At 56.1% G+C, this 11,722-nt stretch carries 12 protein-coding genes; 5 read left to right on the forward strand and 7 right to left on the reverse strand.

Going from position 1 to position 11,722, the window contains the following annotated elements; all coding sequences use genetic code 11:
- Positions 1-5 precede the first annotated feature (5 nt).
- The 5 genes from DA718_RS13805 to DA718_RS13825 all read right to left on the reverse strand — a co-directional run bounded on the left by DA718_RS13805 (position 6) and on the right by DA718_RS13825 (position 4,637).
- The gene (locus tag DA718_RS13805) at positions 6-476 is read right to left on the reverse strand and encodes a NanQ anomerase/TabA/YiaL family protein (protein WP_112214272.1); all 471 of its coding nucleotides are present in this window, start codon (positions 474-476) and stop codon (positions 6-8) included.
- Positions 473-1,648 (reverse strand): sialidase family protein, encoded by a 1,176-nt coding sequence (locus DA718_RS13810; RefSeq protein WP_112214271.1) that lies wholly within the window; start codon positions 1,646-1,648, stop codon positions 473-475. The genes DA718_RS13805 and DA718_RS13810 overlap by 4 nt, the downstream gene beginning before the upstream one ends.
- 30 nt (positions 1,649-1,678) lie before the next feature.
- On the reverse strand, positions 1,679-2,440 hold the full coding sequence (locus DA718_RS13815; protein WP_112214270.1) for a TerC family protein: 762 nt from the start codon (positions 2,438-2,440) through the stop codon (positions 1,679-1,681).
- Between the two features lie 147 nt (positions 2,441-2,587).
- Complete coding sequence (locus tag DA718_RS13820) at positions 2,588-3,472, reverse strand: dihydrodipicolinate synthase family protein (protein WP_112214269.1); 885 nt, start codon at positions 3,470-3,472, stop codon at positions 2,588-2,590.
- Positions 3,473-3,491: 19 nt separating this feature from the next.
- Positions 3,492-4,637: an iron-containing alcohol dehydrogenase gene (locus DA718_RS13825; RefSeq protein ID WP_112214268.1), complete on the reverse strand. Its 1,146-nt coding sequence runs from the start codon at positions 4,635-4,637 to the stop codon at positions 3,492-3,494.
- A 172-nt stretch (positions 4,638-4,809) separates the two neighbouring features.
- Between DA718_RS13825 and dtnK the strand changes: the two genes are divergently transcribed.
- From dtnK to DA718_RS13840, 3 genes are read left to right on the forward strand one after another with little or no spacing between them, the layout of a single operon-like run.
- Positions 4,810-6,048 carry a D-threonate kinase gene (gene dtnK / locus DA718_RS13830; RefSeq protein ID WP_112214267.1) on the forward strand — a complete coding sequence of 413 codons (1,239 nt, stop codon included), beginning with the start codon at positions 4,810-4,812 and terminating at the stop codon, positions 6,046-6,048.
- On the forward strand, positions 6,041-7,027 hold the full coding sequence (locus DA718_RS13835; protein WP_112214266.1) for a D-threonate 4-phosphate dehydrogenase: 987 nt from the start codon (positions 6,041-6,043) through the stop codon (positions 7,025-7,027). Before dtnK ends, DA718_RS13835 begins: the two co-directional genes overlap by 8 nt.
- A 1-nt stretch (position 7,028) precedes the next feature.
- Positions 7,029-7,790, forward strand: coding sequence for a DeoR/GlpR family DNA-binding transcription regulator (locus DA718_RS13840; protein ID WP_112214265.1), 762 nt, complete (start codon positions 7,029-7,031; stop codon positions 7,788-7,790).
- A 13-nt stretch (positions 7,791-7,803) separates the two neighbouring features.
- Here DA718_RS13840 and DA718_RS13845 read toward each other — a convergent pair whose 3' ends face one another.
- Positions 7,804-8,748, reverse strand: a complete 945-nt coding sequence (locus tag DA718_RS13845) for an L-lactate dehydrogenase (RefSeq protein WP_112214264.1) — start codon at positions 8,746-8,748, stop codon at positions 7,804-7,806.
- A 145-nt stretch (positions 8,749-8,893) separates the two neighbouring features.
- On the opposite strand from DA718_RS13845, the gene DA718_RS13850 reads away from it, so the two are divergent.
- Positions 8,894-9,376, forward strand: a complete 483-nt coding sequence (locus DA718_RS13850) for a GNAT family N-acetyltransferase (protein WP_112214263.1) — start codon at positions 8,894-8,896, stop codon at positions 9,374-9,376.
- Here DA718_RS13850 and ptrR read toward each other — a convergent pair.
- The gene (gene ptrR / locus DA718_RS13855) at positions 9,330-10,208 is read right to left on the reverse strand and encodes a putrescine utilization regulator PtrR (protein WP_112214262.1); all 879 of its coding nucleotides are present in this window, start codon (positions 10,206-10,208) and stop codon (positions 9,330-9,332) included. The genes DA718_RS13850 and ptrR overlap by 47 nt on opposite strands.
- A 105-nt stretch (positions 10,209-10,313) precedes the next feature.
- Here ptrR and sad point away from each other — a divergent pair, with 105 nt between their 5' ends.
- Positions 10,314-11,699: a succinate-semialdehyde dehydrogenase gene (sad, locus tag DA718_RS13860; RefSeq protein WP_112214261.1), complete on the forward strand. Its 1,386-nt coding sequence runs from the start codon at positions 10,314-10,316 to the stop codon at positions 11,697-11,699.
- Positions 11,700-11,722 lie beyond the last annotated feature (23 nt).

Here is an 11,722-nt window from a genome sequence, read left to right on the forward strand (position 1 = left end):
CTTATTTACCCTTCCAGCATCTCGCGCGGCACCTTAAAGACCGCTTTTCGCACCGTTGCCGGAGCGCCTGGTGCGCACAACGCCTGATGGGGTTCTCCGGGCAGGAAGACCGCAAAATCACCGGCGTGCAGGGTGATGGTTACCGGATGTTGGCAATCATGAGCGATAAACAGATCCGGTTTGCGCTCTTCATCGCCATCGCATGCGACAGCCTGCATTCCCGCGTTAATCACCTCGCAGCCTGACAGCATCACCTGAATATCTGCCCATTGATGGTGATATTCGCTGTGGCGCTGTGCGGCAGGTTGGGTATGCGCCTCGCCGATATTGCAAAACCAGCCGCAACCCTCCGGTTGCCAGCGTCCGTCTTCCATGGCGCTTAGCGCCTGTAGCGAAGCGTCCGGGTGCGACAATATTTGCCACAGCGCGGGGGGAAGCCCTGCCAGCGGCAGGGCGTCAAGATTTCCGACGATCATCGGGCTGACTCCTTCACCCATTGCGGGGAAACGTGCACGTATTTAATCGCCTGGCGGAACCAGGTGTAGGCAATGTGCAGAGAACCGTCCGCGCCTTGTTTAATGCTCGGGTAGGAGAACTCGCGGTTACGTTTATCCAGCGAGTTGTTGGTCATGCAGTAACCGTCGCCTTCGTCGAGATTACGCTGCCACGGCCAGGTTTTACCGCCATCGGCGGAAATAGCGACGGTCATTGGCGCACGCGGTGCGCCCCAGAAAGCGGTGCGACCATTGATGACTTCTGGCTCTTTGCGGCTGTTATCGCCATCGTCGATTTCATCGTAAAGCGACACACGACGTTCCAGGGCACCGGCTGCGCTCTTGTGGTTAAACACCAGTGCCAGTTCGCCGCTGGCAAGGGTAGTCACCTGGATCGAGGAGTTGTTATTCGGCAGTTCAGTGGGTTCCGGTACTGACCAGCTTTCGCCATTATCTACCGACTGGCTGTAGTAGATATTGTCGGCCCAGCGGCTGCGGAATAGTGCGACAAGCGTGCCGCCTGGCAGGGCGGTGATATTCATATGCACGCAGCCGAGGCTTTGCGGTACGTCGACGTCGCGCCAGGTTTTGCCCTGGTCGGAGGAAATTTTGACGGCGCTGATATCATCGTTGCCAACCCATTTTTCCCCCGGCTGAGTGCGGCAATAAAACACCGGCAGCAGCCAGTTACCGTTCTCCAGCACCGTGATCGGCTGGCGAATAAAGGTGCCGGGTTTGTCGAGCAGGGTGGCAATCTCGCCCCAGGTCTGGCCCAGGTCGGTCGACTGGCGGTAGCGCACGATGGCGGTGTCCTGGTTGCCAGAGATCTGCGCGGTCCACAGCAGCCACAGCACGTTATCCGGGGCCAGAAACAGCACTGGGTTCTGCTCGGAGCGGCTGGCATCAGTGGACAGTTTCACTGCATCGCTCCATTGACGGCTTGCCGGGAGCAGGCGCGAGCCCCAAACGGAGATATCGGCAACGCCTTCCTGGGTACCGCCAAACCACACGCACATCAGCGAGCCGTCCGGCAGCGGCAGCAGATTAGCTGCATGGTTTTGCGGGCAAGATGACGGCAGCATCGCGGTTTCCACACGCGCATCTTGTTCATGCTGACAAATCATCCCGTCGCGAATTGCGGTTACTACAGACATATTCATACTCCATTATTATTCAGTAGGGTTTTATTTATTGAGCTGTAATGAGTCGTAAGCTTCATCCTGCTGCGAAGCCTTAATGATTTTTTTAGTGCGAACGATATTTAATGTTTCTACGGTCAGGGAGAAGAAAATAGCAAAATAGAGATATCCCTTCGCAATATGGACTTCCAGGCTATCGGCAACCAGTAATGCGCCAACCAGCAACAAAAAGGTTAATGCCAGCATTTTCATTGTTGGCGTATTATTGACAAAATCACCAATAGTTTTAGCGGCGAACATCATTATGCCCACGGCAATAATCACGGCGGTAATCATGATGAAAATATGTTGTGACAAACCGACAGCGGTAATCACAGAGTCCAGACTGAAGACAATATCCAGCAGCATGATCTGCACGATAGCGCCTGCCAGTGAGAGCTGACGATGGCTGCCGCCGTGTGACTCCTCTTCCTGCATCAGTTCGCCGCGGATCTCCTGCAGCGATTTGTAAATAAGGAAACAACCGCCAACAAATAAAATGATCGTGCGCACCGACACCACAAAATTTGCAATGGTAAACAACGGAACCGTAATATGTGCAAGCCAGGCAATCGACACCAGCAATAACACGCGCATTACCATCGCGCCACTTAATCCCAACTTACGGGCAATATTTTGCTGATGCGGCGGAAGTTTTGCCACCACCAGCGAGAGGAAAATAATATTATCGACCCCGAGAATAATTTCCAGAAAGGTGAGCGTAACCAGCGTCAACCATATTTCAGGGTCAAGCATCCATATAAACATTTAAAATATCCCTTACGCTACGATACCCGTCATACTTCAAGCTGCATGTGCCTTGTCCTGCAACTCGAATTATTTAGGGTATATAGTCTTGAATCTTGTCGGTGCTGCTTTTCGTTTAAAACAGCACCGGAATTATTTTTGTTATCGTCAGGAAATATATTTAGCAATAACCTGTTTAATTTGCTCACACTGCGCTGGCGTAAAGCTGACCGCATAGCGGCTGTCGCCAACCTCATGGCCCATCAGCTGCAAGGCTTTTTTCACTGCTGCCGGGGAGAACGCCACTTTATAAAGATCGGTACGTAGTCCGGTCACGCTCTCCTGAGCCAGACGGGAGCCGTCAACATCACCCGCTTTAAAGTTTGCCCAAATGGCGTTGATCTCTTTCGGCGCGACGTTGGCCAGCCCGGAAATACAGGCGGAACAGCCGTCAACGAAGCCCTGGTGGATCAGCGAGTCAGGACCGTTCAGCACGTCGAAATCGGCAATATCCTGCACCGTATCAAGGAAACCCTTCAGGCTTTCGTAGCTGCCAGCGCTATCTTTGACGCCGATAATGTTCGGGTGTTTTGCCAGCGTGCGCGCGGTCTGCGGTTCAATGGTGTTGCCAGTACGCGCCGGAATGTTGTAGAGAAATACCGGAACGCTCAGGGCGTCAGCGATGGCGGTGTAGTGACTGATAAGCTCATCCTGCTTCAGCGGCACAAACCACGGCGTGATCACCGAGACCGCATCGACGCCGAGATTTTCAATCTGTTTACCTAAACGAATAGTCTCGCGAGTCGACACTTCGCCAATATGCGCCACCACGTGGGCGCGCCCGGCCACTTCTTCAACGCAGGCTTTGGCAACGGCGACTTTTTCCGCTTCATTGAGCACAAAGAACTCGCCGTTGGTACCGCCACAGAAAATACCGTTTCCCGCGGCGAGCTGACGTTGGACCTGCTGCTTCAGCGCCGGAATATTCACTGCGCCATCGACGGTAAAAGGGGTCACAATGGCGGTCAGTACGCCGGTAATTGCATTGCTCATTCTCATTTCTTCCCTGGTGTTATTGTTCTGGAAATAGGGTGCGATAAACCGCCTGGACCTGATCCTGGCTAACGCTGCACGGCGCATTATTCATTAAACGTTTGACGTTAAGCGCCGCTTCGCTCAGCTCTCCGATGCTCTCCTGCGGTACGCCCAACGCGGCAAGGTTATCCGGTAGCTGCAGGCGTTTTACTAGTGCGGCAAGCCACTCAACCAGCGCATAAGATTTCTCTTCCTCGCTGAGGGTCTGGTCGGCATCGGGGATCAGATCCCAGACTTGCGCAAACTTCGCGACCGTATGCGGACGCACCACTTTCATACAAGGGGCCAGCAGGATAGCGTTAGCCACGCCGTGTGGCAGATGGTATTTGCCGCCAAGCGGATAGGAGAGGGCGTGGACCAGATGGGTGCCTGCATGGTTAATGGCCACGCCGCCATAATATGAGGCCCACAGCATTTCCAGCTTCGCGGTCAGATTCTGCGGCTCGGTCACCGAAAGCTCGATATTGCGTACCAGTTTGCGCAGGCCAATTAGCGCCGCGTTATCGCTGACCGGGTTAGCGACGGTTGACGTAAAGCACTCAATCAGGTGGCACAGTGCGTCAATGCCTGTCGAAGAGGCGATATGCGCGGGCATGCTGGTGGTGAGCTCCGGCAGCAGGGCAACATAGTCCGGCAGCAAAACCGGCGAGATAATCCCCACCTTGGTGTTCTGTTCCGGGATCGCCAGGATCGCGTTCGGCGTGGCTTCGGAGCCGGTGCCCGCCGTGGCAGGAATTAACAGCGACATCACTTTTTGCTGCGGCTTTTCACCTGCCAGCAGCGCGTCCAGCCCCGGCGAGCAAGGATGCAGCAAAACGGAGAGCAGTTTGGTCACGTCGAGGACGCTACCTCCGCCAATACCGACCACTAATTCTGGCTGACTTGCGCCAACGAGGTTCTGGATCTGCGCCATATCATGCTGGCTCGGCTCGGCAGGGACCGCATCAATCACCTGTACCTGACGTCCTTCGCCTTCCACAATCGCGCGGATCTGCTGTGCAGCGTCAAGTTTGCCGACGTTGGCGTCGGTGATCAGCAAAATGCGCTGTTTACCTGTCAGCAACGGAACCAGGGCAGTAAACGCGCCCGCGCCGCTAATCAGAGTGCTGTTAATGGTTGCCACTTCCTTTCTCCTGTCTAATGATTAAATTTAATCATCCGTTATTCGGGTCACTCACATTGTGGGTGAAGTTATAATTTATACGGCGGTTTAATAACTTGAGCTTGCTCACATTTAATCAATTGTGATTGAATATAATCATAAACAGTTTCGGACAGCGAGAAAAGGGAAAACGATGGGCTGCGGTGATAACAAGGTGCTGGTGCTGGCAGATGACTTTACCGGTGCCAATGACGCAGGAGTTAGCCTGGCGGAGACGGGAATGCGGGCGGAAGTGGCGTTCAGCGGCAGCTACCAGGGAGAAGCGCAGGCGCTGATCCTTAATAGCGATAGCCGTGCGCAGTCCGCTGCAGAGGCGGCGCGGCGGGTTACACATTTACTACAGGCGGTTTTGCCGCGTTTCCAGCCGCGCTGGACAGTCAAAAAAATCGACTCCACGCTGCGCGGGAATCTTGGCGCTGAACTGGACGCGGCAATGACGGCGCTCAACTGCCCGATCGCGGTACTGGCTCCTGCCTTCCCGACGGCAGGTCGGGTGACGCGGCAGGGTAAGTGCTATGTGCACGGCTTGCCGGTTGATGAGACTGAGTTTGCAACTGACCCGAAAACGCCGGTTAGCAGTGCTGATATCGCCACCGTGGTGGCGCAGCAAAGCAATGCGCGCTGTTCACGGGTGACGGTCGATACGCTGGGGGCTGCGCTGGCGCAAACCGTAAACGTAGCAAGCGTGCTGATCGTGGATGCAGAAGAGAACGCCCAACTGGACGTCATTATCGCGGCAGTGGCTGAATCTACGCAGCGGGTGCTGCTGGTGGGGTCTGCCGGGCTGTGTGACGCCCTGGCGCGAAGCCTGGCCACCGCGCCGCACGGGCCGTTGCTGGCGGTCGTTGGCTCGATGAGTGAAATCGCTCAACAGCAAATCGCATGCCTTGAGAAGCATCCTCGCATCACACGGGTAGAAATTGATGTCGCCATGGCCTTTGGCGGCGACGCAACGGCAGATGCCCGGCGCATTGCCGCGGTGTTGAGCGAAAGCAATCATTGTGTGGTTACCACTCGCCCCGATAGCGAGGCGCGAAAGGGGATTGAAGCCCTGTGCCAACGGCATGGGGTCGATCGCACCACCCTCGGCGAGCGTATTTGCGCTTATCTGGCGCGAGTCAGCGAACTGGCCATCGCGCAAAGTCAGCCGGGAGCGCTCTATTTATCCGGCGGTGATGTGGCTATCGCCGTCGCGCAGGCTCTGGGAGCCAGCGGATTTCATATTACAGGTCGCGTGGCGCAGTGCGTGCCGTACGGCAATTTTCTGGGTAGTAGCTGGCAACGGCCGGTAATGACCAAGGCAGGCGGATTCGGAACGGAAACTACGCTGCTGGAGGTTGTGAACTTTATTGAGGAGAAAATGAGTGACTAACATCATTGCGGTAACGATGGGAGACCCGGCAGGCATTGGCCCGGAAATTATTATTAAGTCCCTGGTGGAGGGAAAACTGAACGGCGCACCCGTTGTGGTGGTGGGCTGCGCGCAGACGCTACGGCGTGTTCTGGCGCTGGAGATCACTCCGCGCGCCGAGCTGCGAATCATTGATAATCCCGGACAGGCACAGTTTAGCCCTGGCACCATTAACGTTATCGACGAACCGCTGGCCGACCCGGAAGGGCTACGTGTCGGGGAAGTGCAGGCGCAGGCGGGCGATTTGGCCTACCGTTGTATCAAGCGCGCGACCGAACTGGCGATGGCCGGTGAGGTTTTTGCAATTGCTACCGCACCGTTGAACAAAGAAGCGCTGCACCTGGCAGGACACAATTTCCCGGGGCATACCGAGATGCTGGCCCATCTGACTAAGACCAAAGATTACGCGATGGTGCTGTATACCGATAAGCTCAAAGTTATCCATATTTCCACCCACGTCGCGCTGCGCAAGTTTCTCGATACCCTAAACCAGCCGCGGGTCGAAACGGTGATTGGTATCGCCGATAGCTTCCTGCGTCGGGTTGGCTTTAGCAATCCGCGCATTGCCGTCGCAGGCGTTAACCCGCACGCTGGGGAAAATGGTTTGTTTGGTGATGAAGAGATTCGTATCGTCGGCCCGGCCGTTGAAGCGATGAAGGCCAAAGGGTTGAACGTGACCGGCCCGTGCCCGCCGGATACGGTATTTATGCAGTGCCACGACGGACTGTTTGATATGGTGGTGGCGATGTATCACGATCAGGGACACATTCCGCTAAAACTGCTCGGGTTTTATGATGGGGTAAATATCACTGCCGGACTGCCGTTTATTCGCACATCCGCAGACCATGGCACGGCGTTTGATATTGCCTGGACAGGTAAAGCTAAGTCTGACAGCATGGCTACCTCTATTGAGCTCGCCATGCAAATCGCACAGGAATAATATGAAGGGATATAACCGGTTAGAGCAGATTATGGATTATCTGAAGAGCCATAATCTGGTGACAGTGGATCAACTGGTGGCGGTGACCACCGCGTCGCCAGCCACGATTCGCCGCGATCTGATTAAACTCGATCAGGAAGGGGTGATTAGCCGTACTCATGGCGGCGTGACCCTGAACCGGTTTATTCCTTCCCAGCCGACGACACAGGAAAAATCCCAGCGTAGCCAGCAGGAAAAATACGCCATCGCCAGCGCGGCGGCGGCGTTAGTCAAGGCCGGGGACGCCATTGTCCTCGATGCCGGGACGACGATGATTGAACTTGCCCGGCAAATAACTCATCTGCCGCTACGAGTGATCACCAGCGATCTGCATATCGCTCTGTTTTTATCCGAATTCAAGCAAATCGAAGTGACCATTATCGGCGGGCGTATTGACGATAGCAGCCAGTCCTGCATTGGTGAACACGGTCGCCGACTGCTGCAAAATATCTGGCCCGATCTGGCTTTTGTCAGCTGCAATGGCTGGGATCTGGAGAAGGGCGTCACTTCACCAACGGAAGAAAAAGCGGCGCTGAAGCGGGATTTAATCGCCAACGCCCGGCGGCGCATTCTGCTGGCGGACAGCTCGAAATACGGCGCCTGGTCGCTGTTTAACATCACCCATCTCGACTCGCTCACCGATATCATTACCGATAATCATCTGCCAGAAGAGACGCGCGAGATGTTAGTGCATATTCATCCCCGGCTGATCATCGCCGACTAGCCGGGAGCGCGGGTTACGGTAATCGGGCGATATTGGCTTTAATCACCTCAATAGAGTGGCGGAACTTTTCCGCTTCATCATCGGCTAATTGCAACTCAATAATCTGCTGCACGCCGCTTTGCGTCAGTACGGCAGGAACGCCTGCCGCCGCGCCGCTCACGCCATATTCCCCGTCAAGAATGCACGATACCGCCAGCGCACGATGACTGCCGGTGAAAATATTGCGGCAGATCTCAGCGATGGTCCCGGCAACGCCATATTCGGTGCAGCCTTTACCCGAATAAATTTCAAACCCCAGCTTGCGCACCTTTTCGGCAATCAGCTCCCGGTCCAGCGCTTTGCCGGTATGTTTTTGATAAACGTCACCAATGGCTGAACCGTAGACCGCCGAGTGCGACCATACCGGAAACTGGGTATCGCCATGTTCGCCGAGGATAAAGGCATCGATACTTTGCGCACCGATGTCCAGCTCCTGGGCCAGCACCCGCCGCAGGCGGGTGGTATCCAGCCAGACGCCGGTGCCCAGTACCTGACTGCGCGGCAGGCCTGAAAGTTGCCACACCTGCCAGGTGATAATGTCGCAAGGGTTAGTGGCAATCAGAAAGATGCCGTTGAAGCCGCCGTTCATCATCTGCGGGACGATACTTTTGACGATTTTCGCCGTGTTGGTCAGTTCGTCCAGGCGCGTCTGGCCCGGTTTGAGCGCGCCACCAGAAACGGTGATCACCGCGATATCGACATCGGCGCAGTCGCCGGCTTCCCGCGTGGAAATCGTCATCATCCCCGGCATATAGGCAGCCGCATCACTGAGATCCTGGGCGTGGGCTTCGGCGCGGGCTTTGTTCAGATCAACGAGGATCAGCTCCTCGCAGATATTCTGGTTCAACAGGGCATAGGCCGCAGAGGCACCGACGTTCCCAGCTCCGATAATCATCACCTTACGCGCTTTGGTATTCATCATTTTTTCCTGATAACAGACATCGTGCCGCAAAATTACTGCGCCTCAAGGGGTTAGCGCAATAGGGGAGCGGAGCTATAAGTTAATGCTATGGCGGTTCAGCGTACGCCTCGCGTTACAGTGCGCTTAAAAAAGGAGCTTATTTATGTATACCATCGCCGCGACTCCGCTGAACCACCCGGAATTGAACGCCTTGATAGCCCAACTGGACGTCTACCAGCAGGCGCTTTATCCGGCCGAAAGCAACCATCTGATAGATCTTAGTGCACTGCCGCCTGAATCGGTGATTGCGCTGCTGATCCGCGACCCGCAACAGCAGGCTATTGGCTGTGGGGCAATTGTGCTGGGGGAGGAGGGCTTTGGTGAGATGAAGCGGGTATTTATCGACCCGACCCATCGCGGTCAGCAGCTTGGCGAGAAACTGCTGGCGGCGCTGGAAGAAGAGGCTTTACGGCGCGAGTGCCACACCGTGCGTCTGGAGACCGGCATCCATCAGCATGCGGCCGTGGCGTTATATACCCGTAATGGCTATCAGACCCGCAGCGCCTTCGCGCCGTATCAGCCGGACCCGTTAAGCATCTTTATGGAGAAACTGTTGCTTGTCGATCTTCGTTCAGCAGCTCTATAAACGCTTCAAGTTGACGGGTTTTCGCCCCGCGACGCCATACCAGACAGGTCGTTAGCCAGCGCCGCTCTTCGGCCAGCGGCCAGGCGGAGACCTGTTGATGGCCCGGCATGCTCTCCAGCATGCTGCGCGGGATCAGCGCCAGCCCGGCCCCGGTAATCACGCAAGCCAGCATCCCGTGATAGGACTCCATTTCGTGAATTCGACCCGGCGTGGCGCGATCGGCATGGAACCAGCTTTCAAAATGACGTCGATAGGAACAGTTGGCGCGAAACGCGTAGACGCTGGCTCCGTTCACTTCGCTGGCACGAGCAATGGGCGGGTGGCCCATTGGTGCTACGATCATCATCTCTTCCGGGAACACCGGTAACCCTTCAAGCCCCGGATGCACCACCGGACCGTCAACAAAGGCCGCGCTAAGGTTGCCTTCAAGTACGCCGTCGATCATGGTGCCGGAGGGACCGGTGGAGAGGGCAAGATGAATCTTTGGGTAGCGCTGATTAAAGTGCGCCAGCGTAGTAGGGATACGCACGGCGGCGGTACTTTCCAGCGATCCGAGCGAAAACAGCCCCTGGGGTTCATCCCCGGCAACCACCATGCGAGCCTCATCAACCAGGGCCAGAATTTGCTGACTATAGCGTAAAAAACTGTGCCCGGCGGGCGACAGGCGAAGGCGCTGGTTTTCGCGGATAAACAACTCGACGCCGAGATCTGCCTCCAGTTGGCGAATACGGGTCGTCAGGTTAGACGGCACGCGATGCACCTTCTGCGCGGCCTGGGTAATGCTGCCAGTGCTGGCAACAGCGTTAAACATCTCAAGCTGGGTCAGATCCATGGTGTTCTTCTTTTGTGAATGAGTTGCTTAATATTATTCATTTTTAATGAATGGTAGGGTAAGTCAGAATAAGGTCACTTCGCAATCAATACAGAGAGAAAAACGATGAATTTATCTGCAACTCATGCGGTTTCCGTGAATCCGACGACAGGTGAAATGGTGTCCTCTCTGCCCTGGGCTACCGAACAGCAAGTTGATTCAGCGATTGCCCTTGCGGACCAGGGTTATTGCCAGTGGCGCAACGTCAGCGTGGCGAACCGCGCGGCGGTGCTGCGTAACGTCGGCAGCGCAATGCGTGTCCGCGCTGAAGAGCTGGCGCAAATGATTAGCCTTGAGATGGGCAAGCCGATTGCTCAGGCGCGCGGCGAAGTCGCTAAATCAGCCAATCTTTGCGACTGGTATGCCGAGCATGGTCCGGCGATGCTGAATACCGAAGCGACTCTCGTTGAAGACAATAAAGCGGTGATTGAGTACCGCCCGATGGGCGCGATCCTCGCAATTATGCCGTGGAACTTCCCGGTGTGGCAGGTGCTGCGCGGTGCGGTACCGATTCTGCTGGCGGGTAACAGCTATCTGCTCAAGCACGCGCCGAACGTGATGGGCAGCGCGGCGATAATCGGTGAGATCTTCGCACAAGCGGGCGTCCCGGCAGGTGTGTTTGGTTGGGTTAATGCTACCAACGACGGCGTTTCGCAGATTATCAACGATCCGCGTATTGCCGCCGTGACTGTCACCGGCAGCGTGCGGGCCGGGAAGGCTATAGGCGCGCAGGCCGGCGCGGCGTTGAAAAAATGCGTGCTGGAGCTGGGTGGCTCCGATCCGTTTATCGTGCTGAACGACGCCGACCTCGACGAGGCGGTAAAGGCCGCGGTGATTGGTCGTTATCAGAATACCGGGCAGGTCTGCGCTGCCGCAAAACGCTTTATCGTTGAAGCGGGGATTGTTGACGCTTTTACGCAGAAATTTGTCGCCGCCGTCGCCGCGCTGAAAATGGGCGATCCGCGCGATGAGCAGAACTATGTCGGGCCAATGGCGCGCTTCGACCTGCGCGATGAGCTACATGAGCAGGTGCTTGCAACCTTAAAAGAAGGTGCAACCCTGCTGCTGGGCGCGGAAAAAATCGAAGGCGCGGGCAACTACTATGCGCCGACGGTGATGGGAAACGTCACCTCCGGGATGACCGGTTTTCGCCAGGAGCTGTTTGGCCCGGTGGCGACCATCACCGAAGCACGAGACGCCGACCATGCGCTGGCGCTGGCAAATGATAGCGAGTTTGGTCTCTCTGCGACGGTTTATACCACCAGTGAGGAGCAGGCTCAGCGTTTCGCCAGCGAGCTGGAGTGCGGCGGAGTGTTTATCAACGGCTACTGCGCCAGCGATGCTCGCGTAGCGTTCGGCGGGGTGAAGAAAAGCGGATTTGGTCGTGAGCTATCCCACTTCGGCCTGCACGAATTCTGCAACGTGCAAACCGTCTGGAAAGATCGTCGTTAAACTCCAGAAACCCTCGGCTCGCA

The sequence above is a fragment of the Klebsiella huaxiensis genome (assembly GCF_003261575.2).
In the GTDB taxonomy this organism is placed as follows: domain Bacteria; phylum Pseudomonadota; class Gammaproteobacteria; order Enterobacterales; family Enterobacteriaceae; genus Klebsiella; species Klebsiella huaxiensis.